The sequence below is a fragment of the Rothia sp. HMSC062F03 genome, from assembly GCF_001836905.1.
Taxonomy (GTDB): Bacteria; Actinomycetota; Actinomycetes; order Actinomycetales; family Micrococcaceae; genus Rothia; species Rothia mucilaginosa_A.
This window is the reverse complement of the sequence record NZ_KV830861.1, coordinates 252,240-269,141: the sequence shown is the minus strand read 5'-3', so window position 1 is coordinate 269,141 and position 16,902 is coordinate 252,240. Positions and strand designations below refer to the sequence as shown.

20 protein-coding genes are annotated in these 16,902 nt (G+C 57.9%); all 20 read right to left on the bottom strand.

Annotation, left to right across the window (positions count from 1 at the left end; genetic code table 11):
- Positions 1 to 40: 40 nt before the first annotated feature.
- Positions 41 to 1,033 (bottom strand): DNA-directed RNA polymerase subunit alpha, encoded by a 993-nt coding sequence (locus HMPREF2674_RS01155; protein ID WP_049343386.1) that lies wholly within the window; start codon positions 1,031 to 1,033, stop codon positions 41 to 43.
- Between the two features lie 136 nt (positions 1,034 to 1,169).
- On the bottom strand, positions 1,170 to 1,577 hold the full coding sequence (gene rpsK, locus HMPREF2674_RS01150) for a 30S ribosomal protein S11 (protein ID WP_005505028.1): 408 nt from the start codon (positions 1,575 to 1,577) through the stop codon (positions 1,170 to 1,172).
- A 68-nt stretch (positions 1,578 to 1,645) separates the two neighbouring features.
- On the bottom strand, positions 1,646 to 2,014 hold the full coding sequence (gene rpsM / locus HMPREF2674_RS01145) for a 30S ribosomal protein S13 (protein ID WP_005505026.1): 369 nt from the start codon (positions 2,012 to 2,014) through the stop codon (positions 1,646 to 1,648).
- Between the two features lie 175 nt (positions 2,015 to 2,189).
- Positions 2,190 to 2,303 carry a 50S ribosomal protein L36 gene (rpmJ, locus tag HMPREF2674_RS01140; RefSeq protein ID WP_004005257.1) on the bottom strand — a complete coding sequence of 38 codons (114 nt, stop codon included), beginning with the start codon at positions 2,301 to 2,303 and terminating at the stop codon, positions 2,190 to 2,192.
- Between the two features lie 124 nt (positions 2,304 to 2,427).
- Positions 2,428 to 2,649 carry a translation initiation factor IF-1 gene (gene infA / locus HMPREF2674_RS01135; protein ID WP_005505018.1) on the bottom strand — a complete coding sequence of 74 codons (222 nt, stop codon included), beginning with the start codon at positions 2,647 to 2,649 and terminating at the stop codon, positions 2,428 to 2,430.
- A gap of 339 nt (positions 2,650 to 2,988) precedes the next feature.
- Positions 2,989 to 4,209: a dual-specificity RNA methyltransferase RlmN gene (gene rlmN / locus HMPREF2674_RS01130; RefSeq protein WP_049343387.1), complete on the bottom strand. Its 1,221-nt coding sequence runs from the start codon at positions 4,207 to 4,209 to the stop codon at positions 2,989 to 2,991.
- Between the two features lie 67 nt (positions 4,210 to 4,276).
- On the bottom strand, positions 4,277 to 5,113 hold the full coding sequence (gene map, locus HMPREF2674_RS01125; RefSeq protein WP_080974911.1) for a type I methionyl aminopeptidase: 837 nt from the start codon (positions 5,111 to 5,113) through the stop codon (positions 4,277 to 4,279).
- 123 nt (positions 5,114 to 5,236) lie between these two features.
- Positions 5,237 to 5,800 carry an adenylate kinase gene (locus HMPREF2674_RS01120; RefSeq protein ID WP_049331931.1) on the bottom strand — a complete coding sequence of 188 codons (564 nt, stop codon included), beginning with the start codon at positions 5,798 to 5,800 and terminating at the stop codon, positions 5,237 to 5,239.
- Complete coding sequence (gene secY / locus HMPREF2674_RS01115; protein WP_049331929.1) at positions 5,797 to 7,104, bottom strand: preprotein translocase subunit SecY; 1,308 nt, start codon at positions 7,102 to 7,104, stop codon at positions 5,797 to 5,799. The genes HMPREF2674_RS01120 and secY overlap by 4 nt, the downstream gene beginning before the upstream one ends.
- A 285-nt stretch (positions 7,105 to 7,389) precedes the next feature.
- A complete protein-coding gene (rplO, locus tag HMPREF2674_RS01110) occupies positions 7,390 to 7,836 on the bottom strand; it encodes a 50S ribosomal protein L15 (RefSeq protein ID WP_005505008.1) in 447 nt (148 codons plus the stop codon).
- Between the two features lie 2 nt (positions 7,837 to 7,838).
- Positions 7,839 to 8,045 (bottom strand): 50S ribosomal protein L30, encoded by a 207-nt coding sequence (rpmD, locus tag HMPREF2674_RS01105; RefSeq protein WP_049331928.1) that lies wholly within the window; start codon positions 8,043 to 8,045, stop codon positions 7,839 to 7,841.
- Between the two features lie 2 nt (positions 8,046 to 8,047).
- Positions 8,048 to 8,692, bottom strand: coding sequence for a 30S ribosomal protein S5 (gene rpsE, locus HMPREF2674_RS01100; protein WP_192830492.1), 645 nt, complete (start codon positions 8,690 to 8,692; stop codon positions 8,048 to 8,050).
- A gap of 29 nt (positions 8,693 to 8,721) precedes the next feature.
- Entirely contained in the window at positions 8,722 to 9,081 is a 360-nt protein-coding gene (rplR, locus tag HMPREF2674_RS01095) for a 50S ribosomal protein L18 (RefSeq protein ID WP_005505006.1), read from the bottom strand.
- A 2-nt stretch (positions 9,082 to 9,083) separates the two neighbouring features.
- Positions 9,084 to 9,620, bottom strand: coding sequence for a 50S ribosomal protein L6 (gene rplF, locus HMPREF2674_RS01090; RefSeq protein ID WP_049331926.1), 537 nt, complete (start codon positions 9,618 to 9,620; stop codon positions 9,084 to 9,086).
- 27 nt (positions 9,621 to 9,647) lie between these two features.
- Positions 9,648 to 10,046, bottom strand: a complete 399-nt coding sequence (gene rpsH, locus HMPREF2674_RS01085) for a 30S ribosomal protein S8 (RefSeq protein ID WP_049331925.1) — start codon at positions 10,044 to 10,046, stop codon at positions 9,648 to 9,650.
- A gap of 73 nt (positions 10,047 to 10,119) precedes the next feature.
- Positions 10,120 to 10,680: a 50S ribosomal protein L5 gene (gene rplE, locus HMPREF2674_RS01080; protein ID WP_049331923.1), complete on the bottom strand. Its 561-nt coding sequence runs from the start codon at positions 10,678 to 10,680 to the stop codon at positions 10,120 to 10,122.
- A complete protein-coding gene (gene rplX, locus HMPREF2674_RS01075) occupies positions 10,680 to 11,015 on the bottom strand; it encodes a 50S ribosomal protein L24 (protein ID WP_005504988.1) in 336 nt (111 codons plus the stop codon). The genes rplE and rplX overlap by 1 nt, the downstream gene beginning before the upstream one ends.
- Positions 11,016 to 11,018: 3 nt before the next feature.
- On the bottom strand, positions 11,019 to 11,390 hold the full coding sequence (gene rplN / locus HMPREF2674_RS01070) for a 50S ribosomal protein L14 (protein WP_005504986.1): 372 nt from the start codon (positions 11,388 to 11,390) through the stop codon (positions 11,019 to 11,021).
- 693 nt (positions 11,391 to 12,083) lie between these two features.
- Positions 12,084 to 13,274 carry a YncE family protein gene (locus tag HMPREF2674_RS01065; protein ID WP_049331920.1) on the bottom strand — a complete coding sequence of 397 codons (1,191 nt, stop codon included), beginning with the start codon at positions 13,272 to 13,274 and terminating at the stop codon, positions 12,084 to 12,086.
- A 742-nt stretch (positions 13,275 to 14,016) separates the two neighbouring features.
- Positions 14,017 to 16,710, bottom strand: a complete 2,694-nt coding sequence (locus HMPREF2674_RS09615; RefSeq protein ID WP_070824583.1) for a YncE family protein — start codon at positions 16,708 to 16,710, stop codon at positions 14,017 to 14,019.
- Positions 16,711 to 16,902: the final 192 nt, after the last annotated feature.

Below are 16,902 nucleotides of genomic sequence, written 5' to 3'. Positions count from 1 at the left end.
GACTGATCCCGGTGGAACCGGGTGAACTATTCGGCCGAAATTATTCGCCGGAACCGTCTTCGTCATCAAGCGGGCGTGCGGCGGGCTCGAAACCGGGAGGGGAATCCTTCAGGGCCAGGCCGAGCTCGGTGAGCTTTGCCTTAACCTCGTCAATGGACTTAGCACCGAAGTTACGGATGTCCATCAGGTCAGCTTCGCTGCGGGTCACGAGCTCACCCACGGTGTGGATGCCCTCGCGCTTGAGGCAGTTGTAGGAGCGGACGGACATGTTCAGGTCCTCGATCGGCAGGGCCAGATCGGCGGCCATAGACTCGTCGGCGGGCGACGGGCCAACTTCGATACCCTCAGCAGCAATGTTCAGCTCGCGGGCCAGGCCGAAGAGCTCGACCAGGGTGCTGCCGGCAGAGGCAACAGCGTCACGCGGTGCGATGGCTTCCTTGGTCTCGACGTCCAGGGTCAGGCTGTCGAAGTCGGTGCGCTGCTCAACACGGGTCGCATTCACGCTGAAGGTGACCTTCAGAACCGGAGAGTAGATGGAGTCAACCGGAATACGGCCAATCTCACCGTCGCCGACCTTGTTCTGTGCAGCGGTCACGTAGCCGCGACCACGCTCAATAACCAGCTCAGCGTTGAAGTTTGCCGAGGCGTTCAGGGTTGCCAGGTGCAGGTCCGGGTTGTGGATCTCCACGCCAGCGGGAACCTCAATGTCGCCTGCGGTCAGTTCACCTTCGCCCTGCTTGCGCAGGTAGGCTACGACGGGCTCGTCGTTCTCAGAAGAGATGGAGAGCTTCTTGATGTTCAAGATGATCTCGGTGACGTCCTCGGTCACGCCGGGAACAGTGCTGAACTCGTGCAGTACACCATCGATGCGGACGCTGGTAACAGCGGCGCCAGGAATGGAGGACAGCAAAGTACGGCGGAGGGAGTTACCCATGGTGTAGCCGAAACCGGGCTCCAGAGGCTCGATGGTGAAGCGCGAGCGGTTGGGCGCTACGACCTCTTCAGTCAGAGTGGGGCGCTGTGCAATGAGCACTTTGTTTCCTTTCGGTGAGCTCCGCTATATGAGCCCACAGGTTGGGGAAAACATATCTTAGGAAGCAGACGGGTGTCTGTGCTCTCCGGGTACGCTCCGTGGAGTGTACCCGTCGAGGGATTAGGACGAAACCTAATTAGACGCGGCGACGCTTCGGAGGACGGCAGCCGTTGTGTGCAACGGGGGTAACGTCCTGAATCGAACCGACCTCGAGGCCTGCAGCCTGCAGGGAACGGATTGCGGTTTCGCGACCGGAACCGGGGCCCTTGACGAAGACGTCGACCTTGCGGACGCCGTGCTCCTTGGCGCGGTTTGCAGCGGCCTCGGCAGCCAGCTGAGCGGCGTAGGGGGTGGACTTACGGGAGCCCTTGAAGCCCATGTCGCCAGCGGAGGACCAGGAAATCACTGCACCGGTGGGATCGGTGATGGAGACGATGGTGTTGTTGAAGGTCGACTTGATGTGAGCCTGACCAGCAACGATGTTCTTGCTAACCTTGCGGCGGTTGGTCTTACGAGCTGCCGCAGCGCGAGTCTTGGGAGGCATTTTTGATTCTCCTACAAAGGTTTACTAATACGTTGGTCGGGTAGAGATACCCAACAGAGCAACGTGTCTTACTTCTTCTTACCTGCGACGGTACGCTTCGGGCCCTTACGGGTACGTGCGTTGGTCTTGGTGCGCTGACCGTGAACCGGCAGGCCGCGGCGGTGGCGCAGGCCCTGGTAGGAGCCGATTTCGACCTTGCGGCGAATGTCAGCTGCAACCTCGCGGCGAAGATCACCTTCAACCTTGTAGTTGCCTTCGATGAAGTCACGAAGTGCCACGAGCTCCTGGTCGGTCAGGTCCTTGACGCGGGTGTCAGGGTTGACGCCGGTAGCAGCGAGGGTTTCGTGTGCACGGGTCTTACCCACGCCGTAGATGTAAGTGAGAGCAACTTCCACGCGCTTTTCGCGGGGAATATCAACTCCAGCGAGACGTGCCATACTGGCTTCTCCTTGTTGTTTTCCAGAGGTCTTTAGCATCACTGCCCGGGTTGTTCTGTCCCGGTCCCCGGCCTCTGAGTCCGGAGGTATCCGAAGTCGCCACATTGGACGCTACTTCGGAGCGGTGCCTATGACAATTCCGCCCGTAGGCGGTTATGAAGTCAGCTGCTAGGGATTAGCCCTGGCGCTGCTTGTGGCGCGGGTTTTCGCAGATCACCATGACCACACCGTGACGGCGGATCACCTTGCACTTATCGCAGATCGGCTTAACGCTCGGCTTGACCTTCATCGCATTCCTTTTGATTGCAACTTGATTACTGGCGAGATAAGAGGTTCCCTCACTTACGTTGGGGAACTATTTATCCCTTTGAACACGATTTAAACGCCGCCGGTGGGCGACGTTTATCTCGGGTTTACTTGTAACGGTAGACGATACGACCTCGGGAAAGGTCGTAGGGGCTCAGTTCCACTACCACTCGGTCCTCAGGCAGGATTCGAATATAGTGCTGACGCATCTTGCCCGAGATGTGTGCGAGAACCTTGTGGCCGTTATCCAGCTCAACACGGAACATCGCGTTGGGCAGAGCTTCAACCACAGAGCCTTCGATCTCGATGACGCCGTCTTTCTTAGCCATATCCTCCGCTAACGTCGGTGCCCGGCGCAGTTGCGTCGGACAAATGTATCTTCTGTTTATGAGCTCACCGAGGTGAGGTGCAGGCGTTTTAAGGCGCACTTAACACCGGCATAAACAACCAACTCATAACTCTACGGCAAATCATCTTTAAAAACAACCGTGATATTTATGACATCTGGCACTTAACCCGCAATGCCAAGAGGTAAAGCATCCCGCATATCACGACTCCGCGGAAGACAGAAGGGCGGCCCCCCTCACCCGGCTCATTCCCGAGCAAGTCCCCGAAAAACGCCTTGACATTTTTCAAGGAGGAGGGGCACCGCCCCGTCCACACGTCTGCTACTCTTCCTCTTCCTTAGCAGCAAGCTGGCCGCATGCACCGTCAATATCGGAACCGCGAGTATCGCGAATCGTCGTCGGAATACCGTGGGCACGCAGGCGCTCCACGAAGTTCTGCTCCACGCCCTTGCGAGAAGCCGTCCACTTCGAACCCGGGGTCGGGTTCAACGGAATCGGGTTCACGTGTACCCAACCGCGGCCGCGCTGCGCCAGTTTCTTGCCCAGCAGATCAGCGCGCCAGCCCTGATCGTTAATATCGCGAATCAGCGCGTACTCAATCGAGATGCGACGACCGGTCGTGCGGTAGTAGTCGTAGGCGGCGTCCAGAGTCTCGTCGACCTTCCAGCGCTGGTTAATCGGGATCAGCTCGTCACGCAGCTCATCATCCGGCGCGTGCAGAGACAGCGCCAGAGTGATGGGCAGCTTCTCCATCTCGAACTTGCGGATACCCGGAACCAGGCCCACGGTCGACATGGTCAGACCGCGCGCCGAGATACCCAGGCCCTCCGGAGCCGGATCAATCAGGCGGTGAATGGCCCCCATCGTCGACTTGTAGTTAGCGAGCGCCTCGCCCATGCCCATGAAGACAATGTTGGAAACACGCAGCGGACGGGTATCCTCAGAACCGCCTTCTGCTTCTTCCAGGCCCTTCATCTGCTTCAGATATCGGGCACCAGCTACGACCTGCTCCACAATTTCTGCAGTAGAGAGGTTACGGGTCAAACCCTGCTGGCCGGTTGCACAGAAGGGGCAGTTCATACCGCAGCCAGCCTGCGAGGAGATGCACATGGTCACGCGGTTGTCATAGCGCATAATCACGGACTCAATGAGCGCACCGTCAAAGAGGCGGTGCACGACCTTGATGGTATCCCCACCGTCTGCTTCCAGCGTGCGTACCGGAGTCAGCAGTCGGGGCATGGCCTGCGCGACCATCTGCTCGCGTTCCTTGGCGGGCAGATCCGTCATCTCGGCGGGGTCGGTCACCAAACGCTCAAAGTAGTGCTTCGATAGCTGGGACGCACGGAAGGGCTGGTAACCCAGTTCCTTCAGAAATTCACGGCGGCCGGCCATGTCGAAATCCGCAATATGCTTCGGCGGTTTCGTGCGGCGCGGGGCCTTGAGGGTAATCTGCCCGGGCTTGGGGCGGGTGGTGGAGATTTCGACCGGTACCTTCGTCGAGGTAGGCTCGGTTTTCTCGCACCCGGTAAGAGTTTCGCTCATGGAGCTTCTTCCTGTGTGGTTGATGCTTGGGATGCGTCGCGTGGGCTACTTCCCACTGGCGACTGTATTAGGCGGGGATGGACACGGGGGTGATGCCGAAACGGGCCAGCTCGCTTGCGCCACCGTCTTCTGCAGTCAGAACCCAGATACCTTCGCTGTGCACGGCAACCGAGTGTTCCCACTGGCAGGCATCGGATCCGTCAACGGTCACAACAGTCCAATCATCAGAAAGGACCTTAGTTTCAATGGACCCGGTGACAAGCATCGGCTCAATAGCGAAAGCCATACCGGGCTTAATTCGGGGGCCCAAGTCGCGCACGGCGTAGTTCAGCACATCCGGAGCCATGTGCATCTGCGAACCGATACCATGGCCCACGTAGTCTTCAATAATGCCGTACTTATCGCCGTATTCTTCGGTAACGTATGCTTCGATAGCCAGGCCGATTTCACCGACCTTCTTTGCCGTGGCCAGTGCGGCGATACCGTGCCACATGGCTTCGCGGGTAACGGCGGACAGCTCGGCGCGGGCTTCGCTCGCGTTGCCGATCAGTACGGTGCGTGCAGAATCGCCGTGCCACTGACGGTTGGTGGCGGGGTCAATCACATATGCGCCACCGTCAATCGAAAGGATATCGCCGTCCTTCAGAACATAGTCGCCGGGGATTCCGTGCACCACCTCGTAGTTGACGGAGGTGCATACGGTAGCCGGGTAGTCGTAGTACCCGTAGAAGTTGGAGGTTCCTCCCAGTTCCAGCATGGTGCGCTCGAAGGCCGCGTTCACCTCGGCCGTAGTCACGCCGGGGCGCGCGGCAGCGACAGCCGCATCGAGGGCGCGGCTGGTGATGACTCCGGCACGGGCCATCTGCTGAAGCTGTGCGTTGGTTTTGATTTCGACTCGTGCCACGATACGGCTCCTTCTGGGTTGGGGGGGCTACACGCCCAAGCTTAGAACTCTACAGACAGCACTGTACCCCCGCAAGTCTTTGTGATGCATCAGGCACCACAATCGCGGGGGTACAGCAGAGGGTTACTTCAGTGCGTCGAGGATGCGCTCGGTCACCTCGGCGATTTCGCCCAGGCCGTTCACTTCCTTGACGATACCGCGCTCACGGTAAATCGCGATCAGCGGTGCGGTCTCTTCCTCATAGACCTTCAGGCGGTGACGGATGACCTCTTCGTTGTCATCGGTGCGACCCTGCTCAGCGGCGCGGTTGAGCAGACGCTCGACCAGCTCGTCGTTGTCGGCCACCAGCAGCAGAACGCGGTCGATCTTCTCGCCCTTGGCTTCCAGGATGGAGTCGAGCTCGTGCACCTGTGCGGTGTTGCGGGGGTAGCCATCCAGCAGGAATCCGTTGGAGACGTCGCCCTCATCGAGGCGGGCACGCACCATGTTGTTGGTGACAGAGTCGGGAACCAGGTTGCCGGAGTCGATGTACGACTTCGCTTCCTTACCGAGCTCGGTCTCTTCCTTAATGTTCTTGCGGAAGATATCGCCAGTGGAGATGGCGGGAATCTTCAGCGCTTCAGCAATCTTGACGGCCTGGGTGCCCTTACCGGCACCGGGAGGGCCAACGATGAGCAGACGGTTCATCGGAGCAATCCTTCGTAGTTTCGTTGTTGGAGCTGGGCGTTAATCTGCTTGAGAGTATCAAGACCAACACCCACCACGATCAGCAGCGACGCGCCGCCGAACGGGAAGTTCTGGTTTGCGTTGAACAGAATCAGCGCAACGAGGGGAATCATGGAGATGACGCCCAGGTACAGCGCACCGGGCAGGGTGATGCGGTTAAGCACGTAGCTGAGGTAACGCTCGGTCGGCTTGCCCGCACGAATACCGGGGATGAAACCGCCGTACTTCTTCATGTTGTCCGCGACCTCAACCGGATCAAAGGTAACCGCCACGTAGAAGTAGGCGAAGCCGATAATCATGAAGAAGTAGAGAACGATGTACAGCGGGTGATCGCCACGCACCAGGTATGCGTTAATCCAGTTCACCCAGTCCGGCGGGGTTGAGCCGTCGGTAGGGGTGTTGAACTGAGCCAGCAGACCGGGCAGGGTCAACAGGGAGGAGGCAAAAATCAGCGGAATCACACCGGCCATATTGACCTTCAGCGGAATGTAGGTGCTGGTTCCGCCAATGGTGCGACGACCAATCATACGCTTGGCGTACTGCACGGGGATACGGCGAACCGATTGCTCCACGTACACCACGGCAAGCATCACGACGAGGCCGATACCGCAGACCGCTGCGAAAATACCCCAACCGTGGGTCCTCTGGATGGAGCCCAAAGCATTCGGGAAGGAGGAGGCGATAGAGGTGAAAATCAGCAAGGACATACCGTTGCCCACGCCGCGCTCGGTAATCTGCTCGCCCATCCACATGATGACGGTGGTACCGGCGCACAGGGTGACGATGATGAGCAGAATGTGCATCACGTCGTCCTGGGGGATGATGCCGGGGCAGTTACCCAGCAGAACGCCGGAGCGCGCCATCGAGACGATGGTGGTAGCGTTCAGCAGTGCGAGAGCGATGGTGAGGTAACGGGTGTACTGCGTTAGCTTTGCCTGACCCTGGGCACCCTCTTCATGCAGCTCCTGGAATCGCGGGATGACCACGCGCAGCAGCTGAATGATAATGGATGCAGTAATGTACGGCATCACGCCGAGGGCAAAGATTGACAGCTGCAGCAGGGCGCCACCGCTGAAGAGGTTCACAATATCGTAGACTCCGCCACTGGTAGTGTTGGATTCAAGACACTGTTGCACGTTTCCATAGGAAACACCCGGTGCGGGGATAAAGGTACCCAAACGGTACAGCACAATCATTGCCAGGGTAAACAGCAGCTTACGCCGCAAATCGGCAGTCTTAAAGACTCTCCCCACTGCGCTCAGCACATGTCCTCCTGTAAATCTATGGGGCGCCCCTCCCCTCAAAGAGTTTTAGGGCGCAGTAAACACATCTTCCAGTCTATCGTGTTTGGGCGGATGAAAGATAACTTCTCACGAGAATATGTATGTTTTATATTCTTCTAGCGTGATTTTTACCTCTCACGCACTGTCAAAGGGCCTTCAAACAACCTATCGATATATACCAAAACAGATATATAGAACCGTCAGAATAACTTTTTACGCAAAAGCCCCCGCTCGAATCATCCGAGCGGGGGCTTTCAGTAGCTAAGACTACTTAACGGTTACGGAACCGCCAGCGGCCTCGATCTTCTCGATAGCGGAAGCCGATGCCTTGTCGACAACAACGTTCACCTTGACGGAGATTTCGCCGTTGCCCAGAACCTTCACGAGCTCGTTCTTGCGAACGGCGCCCTTGGCAACCAGTGCCTCAACGGTGACATCGCCACCGTTGGGGAACAGCTCCTGGATGCGGTCCAGGTTAACAACCTGGTACTCGGTGCGGAAGGGGTTCTTGAAACCGCGCAGCTTCGGCAGGCGCATGTGCAGCGGCAGCTGGCCGCCTTCGAAGCCTGCACGAACCTGGTAGCGTGCCTTGGTACCCTTGGTACCGCGACCTGCGGTCTTACCCTTGGAGCCTTCACCGCGGCCAACGCGGGTCTTTGCCTTGTGGGCACCCGGTGCCGGGCGCAGATCGTGAATCTTGATAGCTTCTGCCATCTTTACTTGACCTCCTCAACCTTCACCAGGTGAGCAACGGTGTTAACCATGCCAACGGTGACGGGGTCAGCAGTGCGAACAACCTTGTTACCGGGGCGCTTGAGGCCCAGGGAACGGAGGGTTTCACGCATGTTCTGCTTCTGACCAACATAGGACTTGACCTGGGTGATTTCCAGCTTTGCGTCGCTGGGCTGAATACGCTTGGCCATTACTACGCACCTGCCTTCTCAGACTTGGTGTTGCGCAGGTAGCTGGGGATAACCTCGTCGGTGGGCAGGCCACGGCGGGCTGCCACTGCCAGGGGCTCCTCAAGCTGCTTGAGTGCTGCAACGGTTGCGTGAACGATGTTGATCTGGTTCGAGGAACCGAGCGACTTGGACAGCACATCGTGAATGCCTGCGCACTCGAGTACTGCACGCACGGGGCCACCTGCGATAACACCGGTACCAGCGGTTGCCGGACGGAGCATCACAACGCCTGCAGCTGCCTCACCCTGCACGCGGTGCGGGATGGTGCGGTTCTCGATGCGGGGAACGCGGAAGAAGTTCTTCTTTGCTTCCTCGACACCCTTGGAGATTGCTGCGGGGACTTCCTTAGCCTTACCGTAGCCAACGCCGACCAGGCCGTTACCGTCACCAACGACGACCAGTGCGGTGAAGCTGAAGCGACGACCACCCTTGACGACCTTGGAAACGCGGTTGATGGTCACAACGCGCTCGATGTACTTGTCCTTCTCCTCCTCGCGAGCGCGGTTGTTGCGGCGCTCGCCACGGCCACGACGCTCGCCGCGGTTGTTGCGGCGCTCCTCGCGCTGGTTGGAGGTCTCAGCGGTTTCAGCTACTACTGCTTCGCTCACCTGAGTTTCCTTTACGTTCTGCTCGCTCATTAGAGTGCAAGACCCCCTTCGCGTGCACCGTCAGCAACGGCTGCAACACGGCCGTGGTACTTGTTACCACCGCGGTCGAACACGACTGCCTCAACACCTGCTGCCTTGGCGCGCTCTGCAACGAGCTCACCAACGCGCTTTGCCTTAGCGGTCTTGTCCAGGTCAGCTGCACGCAGCTCTGCTTCCATGGTGGAAGCGGATGCCAGGGTCACGCCCTTGACATCGTCGATAACCTGAACGAACATGTGACGGGTCGAACGGGTGACGCACAGGCGCGGACGCGCAGCGGTACCCGAAACGTACTTGCGGATGCGAGCGTGACGACGTGCACGCTGCGCTGCCTTCGACTTGATAGCCATGTTTACTTACCAGCCTTTCCGACCTTGCGGCGGATGTGCTCACCTGCGTAGCGAACACCCTTGCCCTTGTAGGGATCGGGCTTACGCAGACCACGAATGTTTGCTGCAACCTGACCAACGAGCTGCTTGTCGATACCCGACACGGTCAGCTTGTTAGCACCCTCCACTGCGAAGGTAATACCCTCGGGAGCGGTGATGTTGATCGGGTGGGAGTAGCCCAGAGCGAACTCCAGGTCGTTACCCTTCGGGGTCACACGGTAACCGGTACCGACGATTTCCAGCTTCTTCTCGAAGCCGGAGGTCACGCCGATGATCAGGTTCTGAATCAGGGTACGAGTCAGACCGTGCAGCGAGCGAGACAGGCGCTCGTCGTTGGGACGAGACACGACGATCTCGTTGTCGTTCAGAGCGACAGTGATGGGGGAAGCAACCTTGTGGGAGAGCTCGCCCTTTGCGCCCTTAACGGTGACCAGGTTGCCATCGACCTTAACCTCAACGCCGGCGGGAACCGAGATGGGGAGACGTCCAATACGTGACATTATTCTCTTCCTTTCTCTTCTAACCGACTACCAGATGTAAGCGATGACTTCGCCGCCCACACCCTTCTTCGCAGCCTGCTTGTCAGTCAGCAGACCCGAAGAGGTGGACAGGATTGCGATGCCGAGGCCACCCAGAACCTGGGGCAGGTTGGTGGACTTTGCGTAGGTACGCAGGCCCGGCTTGGAAATACGACGCACGCCAGCGATGGAACGCTCGCGGGACGGACCGTACTTGAGGACGAGGGTCAGGGTCTTGCCGACCTTTGCATCCTCAACCTTAACGTCGGCGATGTAACCCTCAGCCTTCAGGATCTCGGCGATGCGAGACTTCAGCTTGGAGTAGGGCATGGATACGGTGTCGTGGTATGCGGAGTTTGCGTTGCGCAAACGGGTCAGCATATCTGCGACCGGATCAGTCATAGTCATTGTGGGCTTGTGCCCTTCCTCGTTGTGGTTTCCCTACCCCGCGGTAACGGGGTCTGGACCTACAACGTAGTCGTTACTTGGTCTTGAACGGGAAGCCCAGTGCCTTCAGAATGGCACGGCCCTCGTCGTCGGTCTTCGCGGAGGTCACCACGGTGATGTCCATACCACGCACGCGGTCGATCGAGTCCTGATCGATTTCGTGGAACATGGACTGCTCGGTCAGACCGAAGGTGTAGTTACCGTTACCGTCGAACTGGCGATCCGAGAGGCCGCGGAAGTCGCGGATTCGGGGCAGTGCCAGGGTGACGAGGCGGTCCAGGAATTCCCACATGCGGTCGCCACGCAGGGTGACGTGTGCACCGATGGGCATACCTTCGCGCAGCTTGAACTGTGCGATGGACTTCTTAGCGCGGGTAACAATCGGCTTCTGACCGGTGATTGCGGTGAGATCGCGAATAGCGCCATCCATGAGCTTTGCGTCGCGAGCTGCCTCGCCAACACCCATGTTTACGACGACCTTAACGATCTTCGGGGTCTGCATGACGTTCTCGTACTTGAACTCTTCCTGCAGAGCGGGAACGACGACCTCAGCGTACTTGGTCTTGAAGCGGGGGGTGATCTTGGTTTCGGTCATTAGATGTCCTTACCCGAACGCTTAGCAACGCGCACGCGAACGGTGCGCTCCTTGCCGTCACGCTCTACAGTCTCGAGGCGGAAACCAACACGGGTCGGCTTCTTGGTCTCGGGGTCAACAATCGCAACGTTGGAAACGTGGATCGGTGCCTCAACCTTCTGAATGCCGCCTGCTGCGCCGGTCAGGGGGTTAGCCTTGGTGTGCTTGGTGACGACCTTAACGCCCTCAACAATCACGCGGTTTTCCTTGGGGAGAACCTTCAGAACCTTGCCCTGCTTGCCCTTATCTGCACCGGAAATAACCTGAACCAGGTCGCCGGACTTGATCTTAGCCATGAATTAGAGCACCTCCGGAGCCAGCGAAACGATCTTCATGAACTTCTTGTCGCGAAGCTCACGACCCACGGGGCCGAAGATACGGGTACCACGGGGATCACCATCAGTGTTCTTCAGGATCACTGCGGAGTTCTCGTCGAACTTGATGTAGGAGCCGTCGGGACGACGGGTTTCCTTCTTGGTGCGGACGACGACTGCCTTGACAACGTCACCCTTCTTTACGGTACCGCCGGGGATTGCATCCTTGACGGTTGCGACAATGATGTCGCCGATGCCTGCGTAGCGACGCGAGGAACCACCGAGAACACGGATGGTCAGGATTTCCTTCGCACCAGTGTTGTCGGCGACCTTCAGTCGCGACTCCTGCTGAATCATATTTCTCCTGTCGTCTCGCCGGTTCCGACTCACTTGAGGTGTGAGCCAGCCTTGCGGAACATTTTTACGGGATTGGTTGACGCCCCGGGCCCCAGCTCTAGGGAAGGGGTTAGCGGAAACGCCTGGGGCAAACCCATGCCAGAAGCATTTGGACCCGCGTGAAGCGGGCGTATCCACCCGTAATTAGCGGCATTATGCACTGGCACGAGAAGCCCGTGGTTGCGCGGCTATTTGGATACAGCCGCACAGTCTTAATACTCTACAGGAACCACTCGGGCATTGCAAGGGTTTCACAAACATGATTACCGTCTCTTCTGCGCCTGTCTTACCCCAGTCTTACCGCATCATTGCAGACATCTTCCGCCCATGCATCGGGCCTAGAGGGGGTGAACTCCTTATTAGACAGTTAAAGCAGGAGGCCCCTTCGTGTAGTTCCTGACGCATAAGAAACTGAAGGGGCCTCGAGAAATCTACCGCGCAATGTGTCAAACAAAGGTGGTAGATATTTATATTTTACTACTTTTTGATATATCCCGTGACAGGCTTGCCGAGGATACTTTAAATACACCGCGCATCCGGCCTATTTTCTACGCATCGCGAGCGCTATTCGCGCTAACATCTCGGCCTCTCCCCCACTGGAAAACACGGGCTGTCCCCAAGGTTCAACGAGCCAGAGCCCTCTGAGTCCTCCGACTATTCCACCGTAACACGCACACGAGCCAACCCATCGCGAACGATAGAGTTCAGTTCTTCTCCGGGGCGTGATTCGTTCTTCGACTCGTAATACTGACCGCTACAAGCATCCAGCACGTAGGGTACGATAGCCGCGGGATAGTCTCCGGCCTTGTCGATAGCGATTACCGAGCCGTCGGAGAGCAGCACCTGATGATTGATGCGGGTAGGAGCTACTTGAATCGTCTCAACAACTTCTCGGGTCAAAGAGTTGATCACCGTGATGGTGCCACCACCGGCGATGGAGGGCTCTCCCTTACCGCCAAAGTCCGCGACGTAGAGCAGATGACGCTTCGAATCGAAGAGAATATCGGTGGGCATCCGGCCAAAGGGAATATAAGCCAGCTGTTCGCCCTCCAGGCTCAGAATGTACAGGCCGGAGTTCTTGCTTTCAGCTCCCTGTGCCGAAATATAAAGCTCCCCGCGGGCGGGGTCAATCTCCGCGCCGTGTACCATAACGGAGGTTTCAGCATCCTGACCACCCCGCACGGGAAAAACATTAACCCGCTCCCAGGTCTTCAGATCGATAACCCAGATTTCGTCCTTGATAATATTCGGGACATACAGCAGGCCGCTTTCCTCATCGGCGATGGGACCGAGTAGCATTGCGGGACCAAAATCCCGCAGGGGGCTGACGGTGCGCTCCCCCTTATCGTTAGCAGTAGAAATAACCTGGTAACCGCCGGCACCGGTCACGAGTACAGATCCGTCAGGAGCCACATAGAGCTCGCGCGGGGTGAGCATCTCAATATCCTCGGAGCGTGAATCCCACACGAGCGAAAGGTCATCCTGAGAGTACGCGGTGACCGTTTGGGTTCGGGTTCCTCCGGTCCATACCAGACCGCGTTGATTGTCGAGGGCCACCCCATAGGCGGCCTGAATTTGGTAGAGGCCTTCCTGGCCAGGGTTATGGTCCTCGACCACGGGCAGATACGCGGTGAGTTCAGTCTCCAAGGTGTGGGCATTCAGGCGTGCAAGAGTGGCGCACAGGGTGCCATGGGTCTTGGTGTGGTTGAAGCTACCGGTCACGAAGAGAACATCCCGTTCGGGGTTGTAAGCAACCTGATATTGCCCGGCTAGTCCGGGCTGTCGCTCCACGATCTGGCGAGCACCTGAGACTCCCTGCTGTGTTTCGTTATTCGACTGGGACATTCTTCCTCCGAAGGTCTGTGTGTAGGGGGAACAGATATGTGCAGCTCAAGTACCACAGCCGCAAGATGAGAGGCAGCATGGGTCTTATACCTCGCAATGTTGCTCTACATCATACGCTGTGGAGGACGTGACCGCGGGGATAAACGACCTCGGGTCGTCTGCGGCCCGGTGAGCCCACGCATTTCCAAAGGTTTCCGAAAACCATGGCCTTGCGGGGAACCCAAGCTTGAGAGCCACCTCTTCTACATCGGCTGTAGCCACAGAAGAACGGTGGGGAATCCGGCAGTGATTTCGTAACATTTCTTCAGATAACGGCCCGGGATATCGAGTTTCTGCAAAAATCGGCCAAAAAGTTTAGAAATTTAGGGTGATTTTTTCAAAAACCAAGTTTTTTGCCAAAAACTCCCGCTGAAGGTGCGAAATTTAGCGAGATGTACCATAATAGAAGAGACGCATGCGTCAAACAAGAGGTTCGGTCCTTATCGGACAGATTTCTTGGGTCCCTTTTTCCTCGCTAATCCGTTTGTCTAGGGACCGAACCTCGCTTTGACCATTAAGCCCGCACTTCGGTGCGGGTTTTCTTTTTGCCCGAGACATTCCTCCAGGCATAGCCCAGGGGCGGCTCCCTTCATAAGGAAGGGAACCGCCCCTGGGCTATTTTACGGTTTACGCAAACCGATTATGGAAGCATGCTCCTGCTCCCCAGAACAGCGCTGGGAAGACCGCATGGCTTCATCGACGTTTATGCCTTGCGGCGACGAGCCACCAGAATACCGGCACCCGCGACCAGAGCCAGGGCACCCAGGCCAGATGCAATCAAGACGCCGGAGGCACCGGTGTTAGCCAGCGAAGACTTCGAGGACTTCGAAGAGTTCGAGCCGTTAGAAGAAGAGGTGTTCTGCGACGAAGAAGCGGAGGTCTTCGAAGCGCTGTTGCCCTTCTCCTGGGCCGAGGGCTTCAGGGAATCTGCAGGAGCCTTGGACTGGTCCTTGGCCTGATCCTTCGACTCGGCCGGTGCGGAGGACTCAGGAGCCGAGGGGTTCACGGGGGCGTCCTTAGCTTCATCCTTCTTCGGCTGGTTTTCGGTCGTGAAGGTGTACTCGACGGCCATGCCGCCACGTGCGTTATCGTTCTCGGTCAGGGAGCCGGAGAGCAGATAAATAGCTACCTTATCACCGGTCTTGAGCTCTTCCTTCAGGTTGGAGTTGGCAACGGTCGGACGATCGATAGTCGCGGTGAAGTTACCGTTCTCGTCGGCCTTGATGTAGGCCCACACGCCCGAGCTGTTAGCTTCTGCACCCTCCAGCTTCGGCTCTTCCTTGGCTGAGATGGTGCCCTTGTTCAGCTTGACTGCGATAACCGATCCCTTGCCGTCCTTGGTCTTGAAGCCTTCACCGCGGAAGGTCAGCTTCTCGCCTTCCCAAGTCTTGGGGAAGTAAACCTTAGCGCCATCCTTGTACTCGTGTACAACCTCGTTCGAAGTGGCCGAATCGCTCGGTGCGGGGGTGGAGGGCTCAGGCTTAGCCGAATCACTCGGGGCCGGAGTAGTCGGCTCAGGCTTAGCCGAATCACTCGGGGCGGGGGTAGGCTCATCGTTCTTGGCGGTGGTCAGCGGAGTACCCGCAGGGTACTGAGTGGTCACACCGGAAGGAGCAGCAGCAACCTTGGAGGTTTCGACGGTTGCGCAGGTGGTGTCTGCGGCCTTCTGCTCGGTGACGGTTGCCTTCAGGGCCTCACCACCACGCGGGGTGTCATTCTCAACCATCGAACCGGAGAGCAGAGCCACGGAAATCTGGTCACCGGTATTCAGATCGTCCTTCAGGCTGGAGTTAGCGGTGGTGGGGTAGGGCAGCTCGGCGGTGAAGTTACCGTTCTCATCGGCCTGAATGTAGGCCCACACGCCCGCGCTGTTGCCTTCCTTGCCGTTGAGCTTCGGCTCTTCCTTAGCGCTGATCTTACCCTTGTTCAGTTTGACGGCAACAACGGAGCCCTTGCCGTCCTGGGTCTTGAAGCCCTCACCGCGCAGCTTCAGGGTCTCGCCCTTGGTCCAATCCTTGGTGGTGTACAGCTTGGCGCCGTCGGTGTAGGTCTTCACCAGTTCCTCAGAAGAGGCCTGCGAGGCAGACTTTGCGGTGGTCTCGATGGTGGTATTGAGCTTCACCATGACGCCGGGAGTAATCGGGCTGTCGGCGTTGTCCTTGCCCTTGGGTTCGGTGCTGGAGGTTCGGTATTCACCGGTAGCCGGGTCGATGGTGTAGTTGGTCTCGATCGGGGAGGCGTCCTCGGTGCTTCGAGCCAAGGCGTAGGCCGAGCCATCGGGAGTAACCAGCACGTCATTTGCGCCGCTAGTAGCGCCGGTGGAGACTTCGGAGACAACGGTGCCGGTACGCGCATCAATCACGCCCACGTTGCCGGTACCGTAATCGGTAACGTAGAGCAGGTCACGAGCTTCGTCAGAGGTGATGGCAAGAGCCTGCTTACCGAAGGGAATGGACTTCTTATATGCGCCGGTCTCCAGATCGTAGACGGTTACACCGGAGTTGGCCCCGGTCTTTCGGTCGCCCTGAGAGCTTACGTAGATTTCCTTCAGGGACTTGTCGATAGTGACGTCCGAGGCGTTCAGAGCGATATCTGCGCTGTCCTTGTGTAGCTCAATGGTCTTCTCAACCTCGAGAGTCTTGCCATTAATTACCTTCAGGGTGCCTGCGCTCAGGGTAGGGACGTAGACCTTGCCATCAGCGGAGTCTACGTGCATGTTCATTGCGGTGTCAGGTTCGCCCTTGGCATTGGTGAATTCGATCTTCTTGACCAGGGTGTGCTGGGTGGTGTCGAAGACGCTAATGCCGCCGGAGCCGGAAACAAAAGCTTTACCGGTTGCGGAGTCGATGCGCACCTCACGAGGATGATCAACTTCGCCTTCTGCGCTGGTCCAGATCACCTTCTTGGTCGAGGGATCCACCACGGATACGGTGCTGTTACGAGTCTGAGCCACCCACACGTAACCGGTAGCCTCGTCATAGCCGACACCGTAGGGGGATGCAATCTGCTTACCCGAGGGTTCGGTGGCTCCGCGAGGGGTGAAGTCCACGGTCGGGAACTGGTAGACCGATGCAAGGCTCGGTGCGGAGGAGACATTCCAGGAGCCCAAACCGCCGGTCAGGATCGGAGGACGGCCGGAGGAGAAGGAAGTGAACAGGGTAGAGGTAGCCGGTGCGTAAGCCAGCTGGTACTGGCCGGGCAGACCCTGATACTGGGTAGCGCTTACGCTAAAATGACGGCACTCGTCATTAGAGTTCTGTGCGCTGGATGCTGCGGGCAGGGAGGAATTGCCGTTAGCCGCAAAAGATGCGGGAATCATGGTCATCGATCCTGCGACGACGGAGAGGGCGCTGGCGACGGCGAGCAGCTTGCGTGAGGGCTTGGGCGAAGAAGTCATGGTAATCCTCGATGATGTGTTGATGATACTTCTCCAAAGGTCGTGCAACCTCCGGATTAGGTGCTCGACCACCCCTATTATATAGGCAAGGCATAGCTAAGCACTTATAGAGTTGATGATAAACACCTTCTCAGGAGGTTTTCAACCTATTTTCAGCTCTGTCTAAGTCTTCCCCCAGTACCTGTTGCCCAT